This window comes from Psychrobacter sp. APC 3426 (assembly GCF_030408035.1).
GTDB lineage: Bacteria > Pseudomonadota > Gammaproteobacteria > Pseudomonadales > Moraxellaceae > Psychrobacter.
Genome location: NZ_JASDCF010000006.1, coordinates 23,993 through 48,807 on the forward strand (window position 1 = coordinate 23,993; position 24,815 = coordinate 48,807).

15 protein-coding genes are annotated in these 24,815 nt (G+C 45.0%); 11 read left to right on the plus strand and 4 right to left on the minus strand.

What is annotated here, in order from left to right; genetic code table 11:
• Positions 1-39: 39 nt before the first annotated feature.
• From aroB to QL919_RS05315, 5 genes are all read left to right on the plus strand, one after another.
• On the plus strand, positions 40-1,158 hold the full coding sequence (aroB, locus tag QL919_RS05295; protein WP_290188532.1) for a 3-dehydroquinate synthase: 1,119 nt from the start codon (positions 40-42) through the stop codon (positions 1,156-1,158).
• A 168-nt stretch (positions 1,159-1,326) separates the two neighbouring features.
• On the plus strand, positions 1,327-2,433 hold the full coding sequence (locus QL919_RS05300) for a hypothetical protein (RefSeq protein ID WP_290188533.1): 1,107 nt from the start codon (positions 1,327-1,329) through the stop codon (positions 2,431-2,433).
• 956 nt (positions 2,434-3,389) lie between these two features.
• Positions 3,390-7,853, plus strand: a complete 4,464-nt coding sequence (gltB, locus tag QL919_RS05305) for a glutamate synthase large subunit (protein WP_290188534.1) — start codon at positions 3,390-3,392, stop codon at positions 7,851-7,853.
• Between the two features lie 165 nt (positions 7,854-8,018).
• Positions 8,019-9,440: a glutamate synthase subunit beta gene (locus tag QL919_RS05310; protein WP_290188535.1), complete on the plus strand. Its 1,422-nt coding sequence runs from the start codon at positions 8,019-8,021 to the stop codon at positions 9,438-9,440.
• 180 nt (positions 9,441-9,620) lie between these two features.
• Positions 9,621-10,856 (plus strand): FUSC family protein, encoded by a 1,236-nt coding sequence (locus QL919_RS05315; protein WP_290188536.1) that lies wholly within the window; start codon positions 9,621-9,623, stop codon positions 10,854-10,856.
• A gap of 237 nt (positions 10,857-11,093) precedes the next feature.
• Here QL919_RS05315 and QL919_RS05320 read toward each other — a convergent pair whose 3' ends face one another.
• Positions 11,094-12,218 carry an extracellular solute-binding protein gene (locus QL919_RS05320; protein WP_290188537.1) on the minus strand — a complete coding sequence of 375 codons (1,125 nt, stop codon included), beginning with the start codon at positions 12,216-12,218 and terminating at the stop codon, positions 11,094-11,096.
• Between the two features lie 257 nt (positions 12,219-12,475).
• Between QL919_RS05320 and QL919_RS05325 the strand changes: the two genes are divergently transcribed.
• From QL919_RS05325 to QL919_RS05335, 3 genes are all read left to right on the plus strand, one after another.
• Positions 12,476-13,273, plus strand: coding sequence for a 3-oxoacyl-ACP reductase (locus QL919_RS05325; RefSeq protein ID WP_290188538.1), 798 nt, complete (start codon positions 12,476-12,478; stop codon positions 13,271-13,273).
• Positions 13,274-13,407: 134 nt separating this feature from the next.
• A complete protein-coding gene (locus QL919_RS05330) occupies positions 13,408-13,671 on the plus strand; it encodes a hypothetical protein (RefSeq protein ID WP_290188539.1) in 264 nt (87 codons plus the stop codon).
• Positions 13,672-13,929: 258 nt separating this feature from the next.
• Positions 13,930-15,549: an AbgT family transporter gene (locus QL919_RS05335; RefSeq protein ID WP_290188540.1), complete on the plus strand. Its 1,620-nt coding sequence runs from the start codon at positions 13,930-13,932 to the stop codon at positions 15,547-15,549.
• 136 nt (positions 15,550-15,685) lie between these two features.
• Here the strand turns inward: QL919_RS05335 and QL919_RS05340 are convergent, their stop codons facing one another.
• Positions 15,686-16,516, minus strand: coding sequence for a Cof-type HAD-IIB family hydrolase (locus QL919_RS05340; RefSeq protein WP_290188541.1), 831 nt, complete (start codon positions 16,514-16,516; stop codon positions 15,686-15,688).
• Positions 16,517-16,787: 271 nt separating this feature from the next.
• Between QL919_RS05340 and QL919_RS05345 the strand changes: the two genes are divergently transcribed.
• Positions 16,788-17,387, plus strand: coding sequence for a hemerythrin domain-containing protein (locus QL919_RS05345; protein ID WP_290188542.1), 600 nt, complete (start codon positions 16,788-16,790; stop codon positions 17,385-17,387).
• Positions 17,388-17,489: 102 nt separating this feature from the next.
• On the opposite strand, the gene QL919_RS05350 is transcribed toward QL919_RS05345, so the two are convergent.
• Positions 17,490-17,873 (minus strand): hypothetical protein, encoded by a 384-nt coding sequence (locus QL919_RS05350; protein ID WP_289049824.1) that lies wholly within the window; start codon positions 17,871-17,873, stop codon positions 17,490-17,492.
• A gap of 111 nt (positions 17,874-17,984) precedes the next feature.
• The gene (gene parC / locus QL919_RS05355) at positions 17,985-20,291 is read right to left on the minus strand and encodes a DNA topoisomerase IV subunit A (protein ID WP_290188543.1); all 2,307 of its coding nucleotides are present in this window, start codon (positions 20,289-20,291) and stop codon (positions 17,985-17,987) included.
• A gap of 368 nt (positions 20,292-20,659) precedes the next feature.
• On the opposite strand from parC, the gene QL919_RS05360 reads away from it, so the two are divergent.
• A complete protein-coding gene (locus QL919_RS05360) occupies positions 20,660-22,471 on the plus strand; it encodes a VWA domain-containing protein (RefSeq protein WP_290188544.1) in 1,812 nt (603 codons plus the stop codon).
• 366 nt (positions 22,472-22,837) lie between these two features.
• Positions 22,838-24,565: an AMP-binding protein gene (locus tag QL919_RS05365; RefSeq protein WP_290188545.1), complete on the plus strand. Its 1,728-nt coding sequence runs from the start codon at positions 22,838-22,840 to the stop codon at positions 24,563-24,565.
• Positions 24,566-24,815 lie beyond the last annotated feature (250 nt).

The following is a 24,815-nucleotide window of genomic DNA, read 5'->3' on the forward strand; positions in this document are numbered from 1 at the left end:
GCTGCTTTTAGCTTGCGATATAAATCTAAGGAATCATTCATGGCTGTATCACTGTTTCTTGATGGTTTGACCGTTCATACACAAAGTCATGATTATCCGATTGTTATTACTGAAAGCGCTACTGAAGATGCTACTGGGCAGAGCAGTATGGCACAGCAGATTGCGCCATATATTAATGGTCGCCAAGTGTTAATAGTCACTAATGACACTGTTGCGCCTTTATATTTAGCATCATTAGAAGACGAGTTAGCGGCGCATTTTACGGTTAAAGTATGCGTCCTGCCTGATGGCGAACAGTATAAAAATCAGGCCAGTATCAACCACATTTACGATGTGTTGATGGATGAGCATTTCAATCGCGATGTGACCTTAATTGCGCTAGGTGGTGGGGTGATTGGTGATATGACGGGGTTTGCTGCCGCAAGCTTTATGCGTGGCGTCAATTTTATCCAAATTCCGACCACACTATTGTCACAAGTCGACTCGAGCGTAGGCGGTAAGACGGGCATCAATCACAGCCAAGGCAAAAATATGATTGGTGCCTTTTGGCAGCCGCAGATGGTGCTTGCTGACATGAGTACGCTTAAGACGTTGCCGGCACGTGAGTTGTCAGCAGGGCTTGCTGAAGTGATTAAATACGCGCTCATCATGGACATAGCCTTTTTGGAATGGCTAGAAACAAATCTGCCAGCTATGATGGCGCTGGATTTGGCAGTCCTTGGTGAAGCGGTAAAACGCTGCTGCCAATACAAGGCAGATATCGTAGCGCAAGATGAAAGAGAGTCGGGTGTGCGTGCCTTACTAAACTTTGGTCACACTTTTGGACACGTGATAGAAACCCATGAAGGCTATGGTAATTGGCTACATGGTGAAGCAGTCGCTGCTGGTATGGTACAGGCAGCTGAGCTGTCGCAAAAACTTGGTTGGCTAACGATTGAGGATGTTGCTCGTGTCAAGCGCGTGCTAGAGTTGGCAAGTTTGCCAACCTGTCCGCCAGCCATAGAGGTACAAACCGCTTTAAGATTAATGGGTCATGATAAAAAAGTGAAACACGGACAAATCCGCCTTATTTTGTTAAAATCATTAGGTGAGGCGGTACTTACCAATGATTTTGATGCCGAGCTTTTGACGGATGTATTGTCACAGCATAGCGCGTGATGGTTTTTTGCTTGGTGATGAGCGTTTAATTATTAGCAATTTACCACTAATAGCTATTGCTGCTATCCAGAAGCTACTGACGCTAAGTACAGCCAACTCGTTAGCCATTGCTTTATTTGAATGAGCCTGTTTTACGCTCTTAAATATATTTTCCCTAAGGATATTCTCATGGCAGCACCAAGACCGAACACGCGTAGCGCTAGCCAATCATATCGCCGCCAAGCATTAATCTGGTTGGTGGTGACATTGCTATTGGGTGTGGTTACTGCGCTTGTCTGGATGTTCAGTCAGACGCCAGCGATGGGAGCCAAAATCGAGAATGCACCGATATCAGCGCCGCAGACGTTAAGTGCAGAGCTTGAGCAACCGTTAAAGATAGAATCGTTGCACGAGCTTGATACCGATGTGCAGCCGATTAATTTTGATGCGACTATCCGTGATTTGCGCAGTTATCCTGACGAGTTTAAAGACAAGCGTTATTTGCTCGCCAACAAAGGTAAATGGACCGTTCAGGTGATGAATGTTGCCGAGAATGATGTCATCGTCAGCTACCTAGAGAGCCGTGACGATCGTAATAAGTTCTCCTACTTCCGCTATCTTGATGAGGAAAATCAAGTACGCTATATGCTGACCTATGGTCTGATGAGTAGCCCACAGGAAGCGGTAGGGGCGGCCAAGCTTGTCGACTTCAAACTGCCTGCTGATGTCCGTGTGCTACCAGAAGAAATCAACCGCTATGTCAGTATTATTGATAACTATGAGCGCCCAGATCCAGTCAAGGATTTGAGCACTAAACGCACACGTTCCGTCAATTTAAAGCCGACTAAGCGTGAAGTGCCAGTGCGTCAACAGGCTCAGCCTGTTGCCAAAGACACTGACAATAGTGAGACGCAACGCGCATCTAGTAGTAGTAACCGTGGCAATCAAAGTGCTGGCGATGACAGTAGTGAAGAAAGCATCCGTCAGTCTGCTGATACCTCTGCCACTTTGTCTGTCAATGAAGAGCGTATCGTGGGGAACGAAGACTCATCTTCTGCAAGCACGCCCAAAGAAGAAAGTAACGCGACCAAGCCTGCTCAAGAGAACAAAAAACCTGCACCATCAGGTACTGATAATAGCGCGACCAAAAAGCCACCAGTGGTACCAACCCCTAAACCACCAACTACTGCGAACAATGCAAACAGTAGCGCTGGTGCAGCAAATAAGCAAGCCAACTCGAATGCGGCTAAGAATAACGACAGCATCAAAGAGCTGATAGAAGAGAAAAGCAATTAATTTGTGATTGTTATTCTGCTCGGATTGTTGCTATCACTAATAAAACCCCACTAACAACGTGTTAGTGGGGTTTTTTGTTACTATAGTCAGTGAAAAGTAATATCGATACATCACACGCTGCTGATATCAATTTTTCTTGCTTGCTGTGCCTGCGCAGACAGAGGCTACAAAAAATTTATATCAGCAATACCGTAGCGTTTTTAGGATATTTTTACTATATTATAAGAAGCCTTATCGTCAGTTCATTAAAAGGTTTCTAGAGCTTTAATCGCACCTAATAATAAATGCTCTTACAAAATATGGCTGATGAATCGATAGAAAAGACTAGATTTTTTGTCAATCATTAACTAATATAACGGTGGGCGACGTTCTGTATAGTTATCGTAAACAACTATCTATTAACAATCGTTTAGCAGGTCCTTGTGATTTATGAGGTGTTTTTGCTAAATATTTGTTGTCTCAAGCGCGGTTACTTATCCTTTAGCATAAAATTAAGGTAAGTAGCGCAACCTCTCTTATTGTCACTCTTTTTGGGGTTCGTAAAGCGCTTGAGTACAGAGCGTCAGATATTCCAAATTAATCAAATGACCCCGTCATCATATCTAGCTAATGACCGTTAAGCGCTAGGTAAAGGACGGTAGCAAGCGACTTCAACATAACGAAGATAACCACATTGCGTTATTGATGTTTAAGTCACTGGTATGCGGATTAAATATTTATCCTAATACTCAGGGCGATGACTTACTGTCTTTTGATTCACATTATCTTTTGACACCTCATTGCACGATTACCACGGTAAAGGCTTTAGCTTACTGTCACAGAATGATAATCGGAGCGCTACATCATTTATTAATTCGGATATACGAATATTAATTCTCAGCCCGTTCTGCTTACGGGTATTGGCTTATGTGCCGCATTGGATATATAAGTTACCCGTTCACTAAAAAGGACTAGCCATGTCAATGATTTCCTCCCATACGCATTTGGCCACGCCAGATGACTTCTCTGATAACTGTGGTTTTGGTTTGATCGCTCACATTGAGGGTGAAGCCAGCCATGATTTGGTAAAAACCGCCATCCACAGCTTAAGCTGCATGACGCATCGCGGCGGTGTTGCTGCTGACGGTAAAACTGGTGACGGTTGCGGTCTATTACTTGCCAAGCCTACTGAGTTTTTTAGAAATATAGCTACTGAACAGCAATTCACCATTACAGATAACTTTGCAGTAGGCATGGTGTTCGTCAATTTAGATGAAGCTAAAGCCATGCATAGCCAGCAGGTACTAAGCGATGAGATTACCGCGCAAGGCTTAGAGGTTGCTGGCTGGCGTGATGTGCCGCTTGATTTAAGTATCGTTGGTGAGATTGGCCGTGAGACGCTGCCTGATTTTAAGCAAGTTTTTGTCAATGCTCCCGATGATCTGGCTGCAGACGATTTTAACCGTAAGTTGTTTGTCGCTCGTAAAAAAGCAGAGCAGCGCTTGGCTGATGATGAGCTGTTTTATGTGTGCTCATTAAGTTGCCAAACTATTATTTATAAAGGTCTGGTGATGCCATCAGATCTGCCAGCGTTCTTTTTGGATTTACAAGATGAACGTTTGGCTTCGCATATTGTTGTATTCCATCAGCGTTTTTCAACCAACACGCTACCGCGTTGGCCGCTGGCACAGCCATTTCGCTATCTAGCGCACAATGGTGAGCTGAATACCATCACAGGTAACCGTAACTGGTCTGAAGCACGTACGCCAAAATTAAAATCAGACAAATTGCCCAATTTAAACGAATTAACCCCACTCGTGAATAGTACTGGCTCTGACTCATCAAGCTTAGACAATATGTTAGAAGTGCTGATGTCTGGTGGTATGAATCTGTTTCATGCTATGTCGATTTTGGTGCCACCCGCTTGGCAAAATGTCGATAGTATGGATATGGATTTGCGGGCATTTTATGAATTTTATTCGCAGCATATGGAAGCGTGGGATGGGCCCGCAGGTCTGGTGATTCAAGATGGACGCTATGCGGTCTGTATGCTTGATCGTAATGGCCTACGCCCATCACGTTGGGTGACGACTAAGAACGGTTATATCACGGTGGCCTCTGAGGTTGGCGTTTGGGATTATGCACCAAAGGATGTACTGGCAAAAGGTCGAGTAGGCCCGGGTCAGATGCTGGTCATTGATACGCTAACTGGTCAGATTTTAGATACCAAAGCCATTGCGACCTTACTTAAGAAAGCGCATCCTTATCGTAAATGGCTGCGCGAAGAAGCGACCCGTATCCGTGATGATGAGCGCCTTGAAGAAGAGCTGGCAGCGCAGGCATGCCGCGGTGAGCCGCTTAAAGCATTGCAAAAAATGTATCACATCACCAATGAAGAGCGTACTGAAATTATCCGTCCCAATGCCGAAAATGGTCAAGAGCCAGTCGGTTCGATGGGCGATGATACACCAATGGCAGTGCTGTCGCAGCAAATCCGTCATGTCGGCGACTTCTTCCGTCAGCAGTTTGCACAAGTAACCAATCCACCGATTGACCCACTACGTGAGTCAATTGTGATGTCGTTACAGACTTGTCTTGGTGCTGAGACCAATGTGTTTGCGCCCTCTGCGCGAGATGCACACCGTATTATCTTATCGTCGCCAGTATTGTCTGCCAGCAAGATGCAGCAGCTTGAAACTTTGGGTGATCCAGCGTTTAAGATGGCGCGTATTGATTTAAATTATGATCGCACCCTTGAGCTGTCAGAAGCCATCGCCACTATCTGTGAGCAAGTGGCGAGTGCTATTCGTGCAGGCCATACTTTGATTGTATTGTCTGATAAAGCTATCGATGCCGATAAAGTGCCGGCCAACGCTATTATGGTAACCGGTGCGGTGCATCATTATCTCATTGGTCAAGGCATTCGTACCGATGCCAATTTAATTATCGAGACTGGTCTGGCACGTGATTCGCATCAAGTGGCGGTACTGATTGGCTTTGGCGCGACATGCGTTTATCCTTATTTGGCTTATGATGTTATTGATGATTTAGTCGCGACTGGTGAGCTACTCGGTGATCCGATTCAAGCCCGTGTTAATTTCCGTAAGGGCTTGGATAAAGGCCTACTGAAAATCTTATCAAAAATGGGCATCTCTACCATTGTTTCTTATCGCGGCGCGCAGTTATTTGAAGCGGTTGGGCTCTCTGAAGAAGTTGTGAGCTTATGCTTTAAAGGCGTGCAAAGCCGGATTAAAGGCGCTACCTTTGCCGACCTTGCTGCTGACCAAGCACAATTGGCGGCTAATGCTTTTAAACGTCGTGCGCCACTCGATCAAGGTGGTCTGCTGAAGTTTGTGTTTAATAAAGAATATCATGCCTTTAACCCTGATGTGATTAACAGCCTGCATACCGCCGTACGCACGGGTGATTACGATAATTATCGTCATTATGCCGACTTGGTTAACAGTCGTCCTGTTGCGACCTTGCGTGATTTATTGCAATTAAAGACAGACAACTCAATTGACGTTAATGACGTGGAGGATATCTCAGCAATCCTGACACGCTTTGACTCGGCTGGTATGTCGTTAGGTGCATTATCACCGGAAGCTCATGAAGCGATCGCCATGGCGATGAATACCATCGGTGGCCGCTCAAACTCAGGAGAGGGCGGCGAAGATCCGGTACGCTATGGCACGCTGCGCAATTCAAAAATCAAGCAAGTGGCCTCTGGTCGTTTTGGCGTGACGCCTGCGTATCTACGCTCTGCTGAAGTGATGCAAATTAAAGTGGCGCAGGGTGCAAAACCAGGTGAGGGTGGTCAGCTACCTGGTGGCAAGGTTAATGCTTTGATTGCACGCTTGCGCTATTCTGTACCAGGTGTGACGTTGATTTCACCGCCGCCACATCATGATATTTATTCTATTGAAGACTTGGCGCAGCTAATTTTTGACTTAAAACAAGTCAATCCAGATGCCTTGGTATCGGTGAAACTGGTCTCACGTCCAGGCGTTGGCACTATCGCGACCGGTGTGGCAAAAGCGTACGCTGATTTGATTACCATTTCAGGCTATGATGGCGGTACGGCAGCGTCACCGCTATCCTCTATCCATCATGCTGGCTCGCCATGGGAGCTAGGTTTGGCTGAGACGCATCAGTCGCTACGTGTCAATGGGCTGCGTGATAAAGTGCGCGTACAAACTGACGGCGGTCTCAAGACGGGTCTTGATGTGGTAAAAGCCGCCATTCTTGGTGCAGAAAGCTTTGGTTTCGGTACCACACCGATGATTGCGGTTGGTTGTAAGTATTTGCGCATTTGCCATCTTAATAACTGTCCGACAGGCGTTGCTACGCAAAAAGCCAAGCTACGTGATGAGCATTTCATTGGTGAAGCAGAGATGCTCATTAACTTCTTTAAGTTTGTGGCGACTGAGACACGTGAATGGCTTGCTGCACTTGGTGTGCGTAGCATGGAGGAGTTGGTCGGGCGTACTGACTTGCTTGACGTGCTAGAGGGCAATACCGATAAGCAGCGTCATTTAGATTTAACGCCGTTATTGTTTAGCCATCCAGCCAGTAGCGGCAAAGCGCAAACCTGTCAGGTTGAGCGTAATGAGCCGTTTGATAAAGGCTTGCTGGCGGAGCAGATGATTAATGATATGCTGCTTAATATTCGTCAAGGTAATGGCGGTGATTATAGTTATTATGTTGGTAACTGCGATCGTTCTATTGGCGCGCGTATCTCAGGCGAGATTGCGCAGGTCTGGGGCAACCTCGGTATGAGTGATATGCCGATTAAATTGCATCTGACGGGTACTGCTGGGCAGAGTTTAGGCGTCTGGAATGCCGGCGGTCTAAATATTGAGCTTGAAGGCGATGCCAATGATTATGTCGGTAAAGGCATGGCAGGTGGCGAGATAATCATTTATCCACCAAAAGACTCAAGTTTTACGGCGCAAGAGACGGCCATTATTGGTAATACCTGCTTATATGGTGCAACGGGTGGTAAGTTGTATGCAGCTGGTACGGCAGGCGAGCGTTTTGGTGTACGAAACTCTGGCGCGCATGCCGTCATCGAAGGCACAGGTGACCACTGCTGTGAGTACATGACAGGTGGTATTGTTACCATTCTTGGACGTACTGGTTTGAACTTTGGTGCAGGCATGACAGGCGGTTTCGCTTATGTGCTCGACATGGAAGGTGATTTCTTTGATCGCTGTAATCATGAGCTGATTGACTTAAACCGTATCTCGAGCGAGCAAACCGAAGAGCATCGTATCCATTTGCAACAAGTGATTGAAACCCATGTGGATAAAACAGGCAGTGCTTGGGGTCAGACGATATTGGCTGACTTTGAGCATTATGTTCGCAAGTTCTATTTGGTCAAACCAAAAGCGGCGAATATTGCCAGCCTTCTAAAAACCACCATGGCTGACCCACAGTAGCCAATAGTAGGTTTTTACAGACGTTTTAATACATAGGTTTTCAGCAGGTAAGTGACAGTAACAATAGACATAGTAATGATAAGTCCATTAATAGTAGATATATTTTTCATTTACGATTAATGAAGTATCGTTGACTGTCACTGCCCACTATAGAGAGATAGCATCATGGCAAAACGCTTAGATAATAGTTTTCAGTTTTTAGATGTGCCACGGTTAGAGCCAACCAAAAAAGACATCGCTACTCGTTCAACAGAGTTTGTTGAGATTTACAAACCGTTTGAGAGTGAGGCAGTGGCGCAGCAATCGCATCGCTGTCTGGAGTGTGGTAACCCTTATTGTGAATGGAAGTGTCCAGTCCATAACTACATTCCTAACTGGCTCAAATTGGCCACCGAAGGTCAAATTTTTCAGGCAGCAGAATTGTGTCATCGTACCAATACCTTACCTGAGGTTTGTGGTCGCGTTTGTCCACAAGATAGACTATGTGAAGGCGCTTGTACCTTAAACGACGGCTTTGGCGCCGTGACCATTGGTAATGTTGAGAAGTATATTAATGACACGGCCTTTGCCCTAGGCTGGCGCCCTGATATGTCAGATGTCGTTTGGACAGACAAGAAAGTCGCTATCATTGGCGCAGGTCCCGCAGGGCTAGGCTGCGCAGATATTCTGGTGAGAAATGGTGTCAAACCTGTTGTCTTTGACAAACGTCCTGAAATCGGTGGTCTATTAACCTTTGGTATTCCAGAGTTTAAGATGGAAAAAGACGTCATGCGCAACCGCCGTGTCATCTTTGAAGGCATGGGCATTGAGTTTCGTCTTGAAACAGAAATCGGTACTGACATTCAGATTGATGAGTTGTTAAGCGAATACGATGCCGTATTTATGGGTATGGGCACTTACACTTATATGCGCGGTGGCTTTGCCGGTGAGGAGTTAGACGGTGTCTATGACGCGCTGGATTATCTGATTGCCAATGTCAATCGCTGTAACGACTGGGAAAAAGACGCTCAAGAATATATCGACTTAAAAGGCAAGAAGGTGGTGGTATTGGGCGGCGGCGATACGGCGATGGACTGCAACCGTACCAGTATTCGCCAAGGTGCTGAGCAAGTCGTCTGCGCCTATCGTCGTGATGAGGAAAATATGCCAGGCTCACGCCGTGAAGTGGTCAATGCGCGTGAGGAGGGTGTTGATTTCTTATTCAATCGTCAGCCGATTGAAATCATTGGTTTAAACGGTAAGGTCAAAGGCGTAAAGGTGGTCACAACACAATTAGGTGCTCCTGACAATCGTGGTCGTCAGCGTCCTGAGCCTATTCCCAATTCTGAGGAGATTATCCCTTGTGATGCGGTGATTATGGCCTTCGGTTTCCGTCCTAGCCCAGCTGACTGGTTTGAAGCCCAGCAAGTTGAGATGGATAGCTCGGGGCGGGTATTGGCCTTAGAAGAGCAGACTTTTAAATTCCAGACCAATAATCCTAAAATCTTTGCCGGCGGCGATATGGTACGGGGTTCTGATTTAGTGGTGACCGCCATTTGGGAGGGTCGTGAAGCCGCTGAAGGTATTCTGGACTTTTTAGAAGTATAATTGGTTGGATAAAAATCCAACTATTGATAATCCCGCTTCGTTTTCAAACGTCTTTTATCTTTTAATAGGTAAAAGACGTTATTTTTTTGATAAATGCTAGCGAAGTGTTTAAGCTAACGTACATCAGGCCAATCATTATACGACCCTGTATTTATCCAACCATTAAAAGAGTGACCTTGCGTGAAACCGAAACTTTGGCAACGATTTACCGCACCGTTCATTGAGCCTTATGCGCGTTATCAGCATGCAGATATTTTGCATGCCATACGTTTGGGTGTGGCTGTGCTTACAGCCTTACTGTTAAATGAGTTTACGCACTTGCCGCATGGTGAGTGGACGACCATTACCGTGTTCGTCATCTTAGGTTTGTTGCAATATCAGGGCGCGATTTATACCAAGGCCAAAGAGCGCATATTAGGCACTTTGCTTGGGGTAGTGGTTGGGCTGAGTTTTTTATGGTTGATTCAAGATACCGAGGGTTGGCTGTGGTTATATTATGCATTGATTGGCATTATTAGTGGCATCATTGGCTATGTGGCCGTCAAGCAACTAGGCTATATTGGTCTGCTGACCGGTATCACTATGTTGATGATTGTCTCAAGCCCAGACCATAGCAATATTGCTCAAGATGGTCTATATCGCGCCTTTAATATTTTGATTGGCGCAGGGGTCGCAGTAGCAGCAACCTTAATTTTGCCGTTGAAGTCGACCTTGATGTGGCGGTTTTTATTGGCCAATAATCTTGAAACCTGCAGCAATTTGTATGCAGGGGTTGGCAATCATATTGACGCCGAGGTCTTGGTTCCCAAGCCGTTTAAATATAGCAAGGCGACCAGCTCAGCCAGTATCATTTACCCAAAAAGTAGCTCTGTCCCTGATACGCCCGTCAACAAATCCTTAGTCAAGGCACTACAAAAAATCAATAAGCGACTGCTGGCCGTGCGTCCGCACATCGCGGCGACTGCCAGTGAGTCGGGTATCGACAAAGAGACGCTGGAAACCATTCAACGTACCCACCGTAATATCATTGGTACGATTGACTTATTGCTCAGTGCAGCGCCACGTTTAGCCAATATAGAAATCGATGATGAAAACCATATTTTATTGATACATTATCAGCATGAACTGACTCAGGCCATGCTGCATATGGCAGCCGTATTACGCAGTCCAAGTGATGAAGTGTTTCAACCCATCACCCGTACCGCCGTATCCGAGTATCCGAGTGTGGAGAATTTAGGATTTGAGTGGCAAGGGTATTTTTGGTTGACGCAAACATTGCAAGTGCAGCTGCAGCGCCTCAGTGACTTATTACAAAAGACCAAGCCGCAATGGTTTGCAGCTTCTGGCCTACGATATCAGCGCCGAGAGCAACGCCGTATTGAGGATAAAGGCAGTGAAACTGATTTGCATCTATAAGTCATCTCTACTTTCAAAAAATCAGCTTTCAAACACTTAAGGCGACTCAAGCTCTTAAGCTTTAAGCAGGCGATAAGTTGTATCAAACCGCCTGACCTGTGGATTGTGAATTGTGACTTTGAGTGACTTTTTTTTTAAAAAAAGTCGTAAAAAAACGCCAACTGTTAATAGTTGGCGTTTTTTGTTTTAAGACTTAGCAAAGATGGCTGGTGATAAGTATCACTTAACAAACAACGATTAACGACCTGTTTTTAGCTTATCCCAATACTGTTGATACACTTGCAATGCCTCATCGCCGACATCTTCTTGGAACTCCGCTTTAGCCAGTACGTCCTTAGAAGGATAAATCGCTGGATTATTACGTACTGACTCATCCATCAGCTCTCTTGCTGCGCTATTTGGTGACGCATAACCAATTTCTTCACTGACGATTTTAGCGTTCTCAGGGCGGAGTAGGTAGTCGATAAATTTATGTGCGGCATCCACTTGCTTGGCATTCTTTGGAATGACAAAGTTGTCCATCCATAATATCGCGCCCTCAGATGGGTATTTATACACTAAGCTGGTCAGACCTTCGTCATTGGCCATGACTGCTTCGCCGTTCCATGTCATCCCAAGTGCGGTTTCACCTTCGATATACGGCATGCGTGTCGCATCTGAGTTAAAGGTTTTCACATTCGGCATCAAGGTAGTGAGCTTATCATAAGCGGCTTTAATCTCGTCAGGATTGCTACTGTTACCCGAGTAGCCTAGGGTCAGCAGTGCCATACCAAAGACTTCACGCACATCGTTGGTCAGCATGACCTGACTTTTATAGTTGGGACTCCACAGATCGTTCCAGCTATTGACCTTGGCAGGATCAACAGTGTCACCATTAATGGCCAAACCAGTGCTGCCCCACATGTATGGGATAGAGTACTTGTTTTCAGGATCGACTTTGGTATTGGTAAATGAAGTGTCGAGGTTCTTAAAGTTGCTTAATTTAGATTTATCAAGCTCTTGTAATAGTCCTTCTTTTGCCATCTTTTCAACGTAATAGGTCGAAGGAATGGCTAAGTCATATTGGCTAGAGTCATCAAGCAGTTTTAGCTTGGCATACATTGCTTCGTTAGAGTCAAACGTGGTGTAATTGACTGAAATGCCGGTTTCTTCTTTAAAACCATCAAGAATCTCTTGTGGCATATACTCTGACCAGTTATAGAGGTTGAGCGTCTCATTACTCGTGGCAGTACTGCCATCCGCTGCAGCATTATCAGAGTTGCTACAGCTGGCAAGTGCCAAGCTGACAGCCATTGCCAATAAGGCTTTTGGCAGTATGTGAACGCGACCAGTAATGCTGCGTGACGATGATAAGTGAGTCAAAATATCTCTCCTAAATAAAAGTGAAGCAAATGAATAAAAAACAGTAAAACATGCGAGGTGATACGATTTTGCTGCTATGTCAGCCATTATGGTTGTTAGTTTTAACAATTTAAAGGGCAAAGGCGTACACGGTAACAGAGACTTTTCTGTTGAGCTTGAGCAAGTTAATGGCAATAACGAATCATGCTATGATGTGCTCAGATTGAGGACACGCCCTAATAGACTAACCATAACACAATAATAAAGGATGCAACATAATGACTCAAAGTCACTCACTGATTCCAGCGCTTCTCACGGACAAAGTCGCTATCATCACTGGCGCCAGTCGTGGACTTGGTGCCCAGATAGCTCGGCAAATGGCAGCAGCAGGCGCTATCGTTTGCGTTAACTACTTAAAAAGTAAAGAGATGGCTGATAAAGTCGTTGATGATATTGTTAAGGCAGGTGGACAGGCGTTTGCTTATCAGGCAGATGTTACTGAGCTTGAACAAGTGAAGGCACTAGCAGATGAAGTGGTTGCTCGTTATGGACGCATTGATATATTGGTCAATAATGCCTTGCCAAGCTACCAGTTTAATCCTAGTGCTGATTATACCAGTATTGAGACTGTCAAATGGTCGCACTTTTCTCAGCAAATGGATGGCATCGTCAAGGGTGCTGTTAATACGGTACAGGCTGTACTACCACAGATGAAAACGCAGCAGATGGGCAAGGTTATCAATATCTCAACCAACCTCGTTTATAATCCAGTGGTCACTTATTACGACTACACGACTGCTAAGTCTGCATTGATTGGGCTAACGCGTAACTTGGCTGCTGAACTTGGCCAGCATGGTATTAGGGTTAATTTGCTGGCAGGTGGGCTACTGAAAACCACTGATGCAAGCAGCTTAACGACTGAAGAAGTCTTTGATTATATCGCCACCACCACACCGTTACGTCAAGCGACCTCAGTGGCTGACTTTGCCAATTCCGTGCTGCTGATGGCGTCTGATTTGAGTGCGGCTATCACGGGACAGTCCATCGCTGTTGATGGTGGTTTGACCATGCCTTGACTATGCATGGTTCATTGTCCTAACAAGCCCCTGATATGCTAGTATTTTATTGCACTGATGATTCAACGCTAACAAAAATAAAATACAAGATAAGCGAAAGTTTAAATAAATTGAATGATATATAGAGGAATAACATGAATAATCGTAAACGTGCAGGGATTGTTACCGCAGTGCTTGGCATCGTCGCCTTTATGGCGCTGTTCAATGCTGGTTCACCGACATCTATCCTGAACTGGCCAGTAGAGACCTATATGGGCTTGGCATTTACGATTGGTTGGTTGAGCAGTGTGCCCAATTGGTTGGCTTATGTGTTGTCAGCCGTGGTACTTATTTTGATAATCGTAGGGTTCTATAAAATTGGTAGCTGGGTATATGGTCTGGTAGCGGGTAAGCGCTAGCAGGCAATAATTTAAAGACCAGCTCCTACTCAAAAGCGATAGATTGGACATATTCTGATCTGTCGCTTTTTCATGTTTGATGATTTATTTTTAGCGACTTGTCATTTATAGATTGCTAAACATTGCAAACAATTTGTTTGATAAGCCAAAATTGTTTGTTTCTGTTTATCAACTATGTTTCAATCGCTATCTTTTATCAATATTTTCATATGTTTGAAATATACTCACTTTACTTAAATCTTGAATGGAGCAATGGCTATGCAGGGAAGTAATTCGCCAAATGGCAGTCCGCCACCCGATAGTTTTGATACAGCAGCGCAAAGCTCTCGTATGCAAAGATTCCTAAAAGGGGTGGAGTGGCTCGGTAATTTATTGCCACATCCCGTCATTTTGTTTGTATGGATGTCTGTGCTGTTGTTGGTACTCTCAGCAGTCATGTCTTACTTTGGTGTATCGGTGATTGATCCGAGACCAGAGGGCACCAGTGGTCGTAGTGCCGATGGCATGATTGAAGTCGTCAACCTATTGAACGGCGAGGGCTTAGCGCGTATTGTTGAGAATTTAGTCACCAACTTTACAGGCTTTGTGCCGCTCGGTACGGTACTGGTAGCATTGCTAGGTGTCGGTATCGCTGAGCACTCTGGGATGATATCAGCCGCCCTGCGTGGTCTGGTCATGAATGCGCCCAAAAAGATGGTGACCTTTACCATTGTATTCGCTGGCATCATGTCAAACACAGCAGCAGAGCTTGGCTACGTGGTATTGATACCACTGGCAGCGGTTATCTTCCACTCGCTCGGTAGACATCCGCTAGCAGGTTTGGCAGCAGCATTTGCTGGGGTATCAGGGGGCTATAGTGCTAACTTATTGCTCGGTACGGTAGATCCTCTATTATCAGGGATTACCCAAGAAGCGGCGCGTATCATCGATCCAGCTTACACCGTTGGCGCAGAGGCCAACTGGTACTTTATGATCGCCAGTACCTTTTTGATCAGTGGTTTGGGTTATTTTGTCACCGAAAAAATCGTTGAGCCAAGCTTGGGCAAATATAATCCTAACGATGCTGACGATGCTTCTGTATTAGAGACGCAAATCGAAAAAGTATCGTCAGTTGAGAAAAAGGGACTACTGTGGGCAGGGTTAAGCATGCTCGTATTTTGCTTATTGCTGGCGTGGACAGTGGTGCCTGCAGATGGCATCTTGCGTAATGCAGAAACTGGCCTGGTATCAGGGTCGCCATTCTTAAAAGGCATTGTGGTATTTATCTTTGTGTTCTTTGCGGTACCGGGTTATATCTACGGTAAAATTACTGGTAGCATCAAGAGCAACCAAGACGTGGTCGATGCCATGAGTAACGCCATGAGCTCATTGAGTATTTATATTGTGCTCGTATTCTTTGCGGCACAGTTTACGGCGTTCTTTAAATGGTCGAATCTTGGCTCGGTGATGGCGGTATCTGGTGCGACATTCCTAAGTGATATTGGTCTCACTGGACCTTTACTACTGGTTGGTTTTATCATTATTTGTGGTCTGGTCAACTTGATGCTTGGTTCGGCGTCTGCACAGTGGGCAGTGACCGCTCCGATCTTTGTGCCGATGCTCATGCTCACCGGTTACGCGCCAGAGATGATTCAAGCGGCATACCGTATTGGCGATTCAGCCACCAACATCATCACTCCTATGATGAGCTATTTCGGTCTGATTTTGGCAGTAGCGATGCGTTATAAAAAAGACACAGGGGTCGGTACGCTGATGGCGATGATGTTGCCATACTCTATGGCATTCTTAATTGGTTGGACCATCTTGTTCTCTGTTTGGGTGTTCGTACTGGGTTTACCTGTAGGACCTGGCGCAGAGACTTATTATCCTGCGAGGTAGTTGTTCAATGAATAATCGCTAATAAGATTTAGTCGTTATTCGCAAAATAAAAACCCTTGTCAGATTGAACTGACAAGGGTTTTTTGTTGGTTGTATAAAAGAGCACTCTTAACAACTTTGCTTAAAGCTGTTCTATTTACGATGCTATGTGAAACTGCTCAAGTACTGCCTGTATTCCGTACTCTTCAATCGTGCCAGTGACAAAGTCTGCGCGCTCTATCAGAGCTGGTTGGGCATCACCCATGGCAACCGCATAGCCGACCAAATCAAACATCTCCAAATCATTCATGCCATCACCAAATGCCATGCACTCGCGCGGTTCCACGCCATAATATTGACAGACGTCTTGAATACCTCGTGCTTTAGAGGCATTTACTGGCAAGATATCTGCGCCAATATGATGCCAATGGACGAGCTTTAAATCGTCCTGGGCAAAGTCGATGTCTTGCATTTTGTCTTCTTGATTGTTGAAGAATACCGAGCATTGATAGACCGGATTCGATAGGTAATAGACTGGGTCAACGATAGAGTTTGGTGTTCTGGCATTGTATTCACGCAGGCGTGCATTTTCACCCGACCAGGCGATATGCGTGGCAGAGTCAAACTTATGAATGAGCTCGCTTGTTTGGCATAACTGGACGATTTTGCCCGTCTGCTCAGCAGATAATGGGTAATGACTGATGACACCATTTTTATCAAAGCTGTACTGCCCATTCATACAAATGATGGCATCCAAAACATCAGCGTCGAGCAACGCTAAAATATCCGCTGGCAATATCGCTTTAGAGCGTCCGGTCGAAATCACGAGTTTAATATCAGTTTTGGCCAGCGCCTCAAGCGTCGCTTGGTTGTGCGCGGCAATAACACCGTCACGGCTAAGCGTGTCATCAATGTCAAAAAATATCACTTTCGGCACCGGTAACGCCTGATTGATACTGGCTGGCGCCGCCTTATCTACAATAAACATGAGTATCCTTTATATTTAAAAACCGACTGTATAGGTATTCAAAGCAAGTATAGAAAGTCGTTGGAACTTGCTGAATAATTTTAAGGGTTATGACTAATAATATAATTTGAATTTATGGGTAAGTATGCATTTTATAGCGCTAAAAATACAGCAAGAGAAACGGTTGATTTTCTGTCTTTTGGCTTTATATAACCTCTTAACGCCATGTTTACGAGGTTTAGTATTATTAATAAATACATACAATGCAAAACTGTGCGATAAGGATAATATAATGCCCGTATCTACTAATAACACTGCTAGCCAAAAATCTTTAGACGATGACTTATTTATTCTATCGCCGCGTCATCCTGACAGTCGGCTTGAGGTAGATTGGTTGTTCTTATTTAATAAGCTACCGCCTGATCAATGGTTTAGCGCAGATTATGCTTACAAAACATCGGGCTGGCTAAAAGTACATACTAACATACGCAAGCGTCAGCGTATCTTGACACAGATAAGTGAGGCTTATCAATCTGGCGAGTATGACTGGGCAGAATATCGCTCGCAGATACTCAAACGTATCAGTATGCACATTCTTAAATTGCATCAGCATCATGGCGTCGAGGATGAGGGGTTTTTCCCTGAGTTTATTCGGATGTATCCGCAGTTACAGGCAGGGTTTGAGATGTTGGGTCGCGACCATGTGCGCTTGGATGCGCTACTTGATAAGCTGCAAGTGCAAAATAATACGCTGGCGAAAAGTGAGGTTGAGGATAAGGCGCTGGCAGCGCAATTACATCAAACCTTGGTGGAGGCGACCGATTTACTCTCGCAACATTTGACCGATGAAGAAGACTTGGTTATTCCGATTTTGGGGTTAAGGCAGGGTTAGAGGTTTTGGTTTCAGATATTAGTCATTTATATAGTGAGATCCACGCACCTTTTTGTTAGGTTATGAACTCAATAGTTGCCTAGAGCGCCCCTATTATCTGAGTTATCCTTTAAATATTCCCCAAAGTATACCCAATAATAAACAGAGCACTATCCACCATTTAGGAATGGTGCGGCTGTTACTATCATTTATATGTGAGTTCGTTAGCCATTTATTGTATAAAGAGCCAGTTTTACTTTGGTGAGTCTGTTGCTGGGCAGCAGGATTACTAAACACTTCTTCTTTATAGAGACCCGCCGCTGTGGGATGGTCTAGATATAACAAAGGATAAACAACCTTTTCTCCGACTATAAATATCTCTTTTGTATGATGATTATTTCTTTTACAGCGAACAATCATACCGTCATGAATATTATCTTTGATATAAATAATACCTTTTTCTCTATCAATTTCGATGATAGTTCCATCGCTCAAATCTGGGCCCATAGCAGTCCCTTATTTTGCTAAGCTGAAACATTGGTTATTCTTACTTAGGAAGCTAAACCGTAGGCTGGGCTTTTAGCCCAGCATTCTAAAACTTAAATAAATAAACCCAAACTACCCAACCTCAACACTCGTCACATTCTGAAAACCTCTTGGCAACTGCCCACCACGATTACCACGACTGCCCGTATAGTTGGCTAAATCGTTGGGTTTTAGCGTTACGTGCCGTTTACCAGCAGTAATGATTAGGCTGTCTTGCTGGCTGAGTGGCGTGATGGCAAGCACCTCTTCACCGTCTTTTAATTTAATCAGCTTATTACCCTTACCACGTGCCTGTTCAGGCAAATCATCAAGGGCAAATATCAATAGATATCCTGCATTGGTCACGACAGCGAGATGGTCAGGCGCTACATTTGAATTGGTTTCTGAACCGTCAGCATTAGCAATCGTTTCCACTGGTGCATCGATACGCGCAACAGGGAGCAAACGGCTACCAGTCGCTAGATTGATGATGTTTTTACCTGCTTTTTGATTGCTATCAAGATTACCAATGTTATTGATAAAACCATAACCTGCTGAACTGGCAAGGATAATACGCTGATTGTCAGCACCGGTTAATAATTGCTCAAAGCTAGCACCTGCGGGTGGTTTAAGTACGCTGGTTAGCGGATCACCTTGCCCGCGTGCCGAGGCGAGGCTATGCGCGTCAATACTATAGCTGCGTCCAGTGCTATCGAGCACGTAGATTCTCTCATTGGATTTGCCGCGCACGTGGGCTTGATAGCTATCACCCGAGCGATAGGTCATGCCAGCGGCATCGACTTCATGACCTTTGGCGGCGCGAATCCAGCCCGCTTTCGATAGGATAGCGGTGACAGGCTCACTTGGTACGAGGTCGGACTCTTTGAGTGCTTGCGCTTCCTCGCGTTCTGCCAATTGTGATACGCGCTCGTTACCGTGTTCCTTCATATCAGCGGTAAGCTCATCAATCATCAGATTGGTCAGGCTGTCTGGATTGTCCAAGTACTCTTGAATGATGGCGCGTTCGGCTGCCAGCTCATCTTGCTCGCGGCGCAGCTCAATCTCTTCTAGTTTAGCGAGCTGACGCAGACGAATGTCCAAGATAGCATTGGCTTGTATCTCAGTCATGTCATAGTCTTGCATCAATGATAATTTTGGATCGTCTTCTTCACGAATGATACGAATGACTTCATCGATATTCAGATAAGCAATCAGCAAACCTGCAAGGATATGCAAGCGCTTATCGATTTTATCGAGGCGATATTGCAGACGGCGCGTGACCACTGAGCGGCGACAGACGAGCCATTCTTCAAGGATTTCTTTGAGGTTTTTGACTTGTGGCTTACCATTTAGGCCAATCATATTCATATTGACGCGGTAATTGCTTTCAAGATCAGTACTGGCAAACAAATGACTCATGACGCGCTGCACATCGACGCGGGTAGATTTTAGCTCTAAGACGATACGGCAAGCGTTTTCATGGTCTGATTCATCGTGAATATCAGTAATCCACGGTAGTTTCTTATCCGTCATCAGCTTAGCGATTTGCTCTTGAATCTTATTGCCTGAGACTTGGTAAGGAAGCGCATCGATGATGACGAGATTTTTTTCTTTTGGGTCAATGTGAAAGGTGGCGCGCATTTTATAGCTGCCGCGACCGCTCTCATACATCGCCTGCAAGTCTTTTTTACCGGTAATGATTTCAGCTGGCGTTGGCAAGTCAGGCGCTGGTATCGATTGGGTTAATTGTTTAACCGATAGCTCAGGATTTTTTAGCAGACGAATAGCCGCGCGTACCACTTCATTAAGGTTATGCGGCGGGATATCGGTTGCCATACCAACCGCAATACCAGTCGTACCATTTAATAAAATATTGGGCAGGCGGGCAGGTAGGGTGGTTGGCTCTTGCATGGTGCCATCGAAGTTATCTTGCCAATCAACCGTGCCTTGTCCTAATTCTGCAAGCAAGGTATTGGCGTAAGCGGACATTTTGGCTTCGGTATAACGCATCGCGGCAAAGGATTTGGGATCATCAGGGCTACCCCAGTTACCTTGACCCGTGATGAGCGGATAGCGATAACTAAACGGCTGTGCCATTAGTACCATGGCTTCATAACAGGCGCTATCACCATGCGGATGATATTTACCCAGCACGTCACCGACCGTACGCGCCGACTTTTTCGCCTTGGCAGAGGATTTCAGCCCCAGTTCGCTCATCGCATAGACAATACGGCGCTGTACAGGCTTTAGGCCATCAGCGATATTGGGCAACGCCCGATCCATGATGACGTACATAGCATAGTTGAGATAGGCTTGTTCAGTGAACTCCGCCACGGAGCGGGTATCCATCGGTTCATTTGGGATAATGGGAGCAATCGTATTATCAATAACATCGGACATAGAATAGGTTTCGCTTATCAGTTTTAATAGATATAAATAATTGGTGCAAGTGTGCAAATAGGATAGTGCTATCGTAAAGGATATTGGCAAAATTAAAAAGGCATAAGTCAGAATAGACGACAGGTCGTGACGTGCTAGATAGACGTGCTGATTGCGTTTTGGCTGATGGCTTTTACAAAATAAGATAAGTATAGTGAATCAGACGCATATTATTTGCCTTTTTATTGAGCACCTCTTTTATTTGTTGAGCGCCTGTTTTATAGCGCACTACTCAATAATGCTTATCAACAATTATTATAAAAGCTGTAAAACGGATTTGTTATCATCGAGCTGTCTATTCAAACTGCCTATCCTATGGAGTAGCTACTATGTCACCTGCTTATTTATCACGAATGTGTGCCCATCTTTTAACCAAAAATACGCTATTAGTCAGTGCTGTCGCCAGTATGATGGGGTTGGCAGCGTGTAGCTCATCGCCAGTGAGTCAGCCAGTGAGTCAGCCGGTGGCTGAGCCGACCAGCAGTACGGTCCGTCAAGAGAACGTAAAGCAACCAGATAATAAAAGATCCGTGCAGCCTATCGTAGCAGTGGCCGAGTTGGAGATGGCACAGCCAAGTGCTGTTGTGGCTGATAGCGCGATGAGCAATAGCATCATGACACGCTCAGCACCACAATTGAGTATTCGTCCATTATCTGGCATCAGTATACAACCAGCAGCGCGTGATAATTATCAAAAGAACGACGCCAATCCAGTACACCGTACCACTGAGATGGCGGTTGCCACTCTGTCCATTGATACCGATACTGGCAGCTACGCCAATGTGCGTCGTTATCTTAATGAGGGGCAGTTGCCACCTGTCGATGCCGTGCGCGTAGAGGAGTTAATCAACTATTTTAACTATCAATTCGATGATGGCAAACGTATCGCCAACGCACCGTTTGTGGTCGCAACGGAGGTGGTTGATTCACCATGGGATAAGGCCGATCAAGAGAATAAAATCGTCAAAGTCGGGATTAAAGCGGTTGAGAATAGTTGGTCTAATAAAACTGCCAATCAAGTTATGCCGCCCGCTAACTTGGTGTTTTTGGTCGATGTGTCAGGCTCCATGTCATCACGCGATAAGCTACCACTGGCGCAATCGTCATTGAAATTACTTACCGAGCAGATGCGCGCGCAAGACAATATTAGCATTGTCACGTATTCGGGCACTACCAGTGTGGCGCTGCCTACGACCAGTGGTGACCAAAAAGCAAAAATACTTGCTGCCATAGAAAGCCTAAACGCTGCTGGCTCGACCAACGGTGAAGACGCCTTAAAGCTGGCTTATAGGCAAGCAGAACAAGGCATGGAAAAGAACGGTATCAATCGTATTATGATGCTGACCGATGGTGATTTTAATGTCGGTATTAGTAGTGTTGATGAGATGCTAGCGTTGGTCAAAGCCAATCGCGATCGCGGCATCTCCCTATCGACTGTCGGTTTTGGTCGTGGCAATCTCAACGACCACATGATGGAGCAAATGGCGGACAACGGCAATGGTAACTATAGCTATATCGACAGTTTGACTGAGGCAAAAAAAGTCTTTAGCGATGAGCTGGCAGCGACCTTTAACACTGTTGCCAAAGACGTCAAGGTACAAGTGGAGTTCAATCCAAATGTGGTCAGCGAGTGGCGTTTAATCGGTTATGAAAACCGTGTACTGAACGAGCAGGATTTTAATAATGATAAAGTCGATGCCGGCGAGCTTGGGGCAGGTAAGGCAGTCATTGCGCTGTTTGAAGTAACGCCAACGGGTGCAAAAGGATTGTTTAGCGAGCGCCGTTATAATGAGAATGAATCAAAGAAAACTGCTAGCGGTAAAAAAGCGAACGAGCTAGGCTATCTAAATATTCGCTATAAGTCGCCAAAAGGTGGCAGCTCAAAACTGATAAGCCAACCGATTATTAATGCCAGCCGCCCTTTAAATAAAGCCAATATTGATACCCAGTTTGCCATCGCCGTTGCAGGCTTTGGTCAACGCTTAAGTCAGAGTGACTATATCAATGATTGGCAATATAGTGACAGCTCTAAACTTGCGACAAACACCTTTACCAAGCAACCAAATAGTGATAAAGAGGGCACGCGCCGTAACTTTGTGACCTTAACAGAACTTGCTGAAGCCTTGGATAACAAGCGTTAATAAAAGCGTAATATACGGTAGTTTTTATTAACAATAAAACATTGTTCAGTAATAAATAATTAGTAACAATCAGAGGTATGGTCAGTCATATTGTAGATAAGCATTTGATATTTATATATTTAATTGCCGTCAAGTAAGTTTGCGAACTCAGGTAGCAATCTTTTATATTGAGTAGTTTGTATAAAGTGTGTATGTTAATGAACAAAGGGCTATTTACCGCTATATTGTTCACTCATCACCATACGAAGACATCGCCAGTTTGCTACCATCACGATGGTTTGTAGATGTTTTGATGACTCATATGTTTATCACACTGTGATTGGCATGGGTGGACGATAGCGTACTATTACTAGGAGAGAACAGATTATGGAAAATCACGGTAACCTAACTCGTCGCAACGACAAAATATGGGTCAACACTTACGCAAAGCTTGGTATTCAGTACGATATTGATATGCCACCCGCCAATACGTCGTTAATCGACATCCTTGAACAGAACTTTATTACCCATGCTGGTCGCACTGCGTTTGTGTGTATGGATGTAAAGCTGTCTTATGAAGAGTTAGACCAATATAGTAAACAGTTCGCCGCCTACCTACAGTCATTAGGACTGCAAAAAGGCGATAAAGTTGCGGTCATGATGCCCAACATCTTGCAGCTTCCAGTGGCCGTACTGGGTGTGTTACGTGCCGGCATGGTACTGGTCAACGTTAACCCACTATATACCACAAAAGAGCTTGAGCATCAGCTAGATGACTCTGATACCAAAGCGTTGGTATTGCTTGAAAACTTTGCCAAAACTTATGAAGACATCGGTAAAGACTTGGTCGATCATGTGATTGTGACTTCAATGGGCGACTTAATGAGTCCATTAAAAGGTCTGATTGTGAATACCGTGGTTCGTCATGTCAAAAAAATGGTGCCGCCATTCCATATTAAGGGCAGCGTAAAATTCAAAAAAGCGTTACACAGTTTCCCAGCGAAAAAATACAAACGTCCTAACGATATCGGTTTGGATGATGTGGCAGTGCTTCAATACACCGGTGGTACTACAGGTGTGGCAAAGGGCGCGATGCTGACGCACGGCAACTTAGTCGCCAACTTAATTCAGTGTGATACCTATCTGGGCGACGCTTTTGATAAATTCCAAGATCTTAATGAGCAGCCAGTTATTATGACGGCGTTACCGCTATATCATATTTTCTCATTTACCGTTTGTGGCATGTTTGGCTTGTACCGTGGCTGTATCGGTCTGCTAGTACCAAACCCACGCGATGGTGCCAGCTTAATCAAAGCCTATAAAGATTATCCACCAGCGTTTTTCCCAGCAGTAAATACGCTGTTTAATGCGCTTGCTAACAGTGATGCATTTAAAGCGCTAGACCATAGCAAGCTTGAGATGTCGATGGGCGGCGGTATGGCAGTATTAAAAGATACCGCAGCTAAGTGGGAAAAAATTACAGGCAATATTATTGTGCAAGGTTATGGTCTGTCAGAGACTTCACCGGTTGCTTCAGCAAATCCGCAAGGTACTGGTGAGTTCTCAGGTAATATCGGTCTACCGATGCCTGGCACTGACATGGCTATTTTGGATGAAGAAGGCAATGAAGTGCCACTTGGCGAGCGCGGCGAAATCAGTGTTCGTGGTCCGCAGGTCATGAAAGGCTATTGGAAGCGTGAAGATGCGACCAATGAAGTGATGACGCCTGACGGTTATTTCCGCACCGGTGATATTGGCATCATGGATGAGGAAGGCTACTTTAAGATTGTCGACCGCAAAAAGAATATGATTCTGGTATCAGGTTTCAACGTTTATCCAAACGAAGTAGAAGACGTGATGTCGGGTCATCCAAAGATTTTGGAATGTGGCGTCATTGGTATCGACGATGAAAAGAGTGGCGAAGTACCGAAGATTTTTGTGGTGCGTAGTGACGACAGCTTGACTGAAGCAGAAGTGCTCGATTATAGCAAAGAAAATCTAACCGGTTATAAGCGTCCGCGTTATGTTGAATTCATCGATGAGTTACCTAAGTCGAACGTTGGTAAGATTTTACACAAAGACTTGCGTACTCTCGAAGAAAGTAAGCACAGTTAGTCAACGAACGCTTACGTCTAGGTAGCATGCGATGAGTGTCCATATTAAGTCGCTATATTGAAGGTCTATATGGTTGAGTGCTTATTATTAAATACCTATATTTTAGGTACTCAATATAGACTGAAGTATGGATGCCCAGCTTAGCATTTATATGAATAATGTGATGCTACTGCTATTAGAGTCGTCATAACCAAAAATGATAAGGTCGCTTACATGCTGCCTTGTCATTTTTTGCCTTTATCCCTTTATG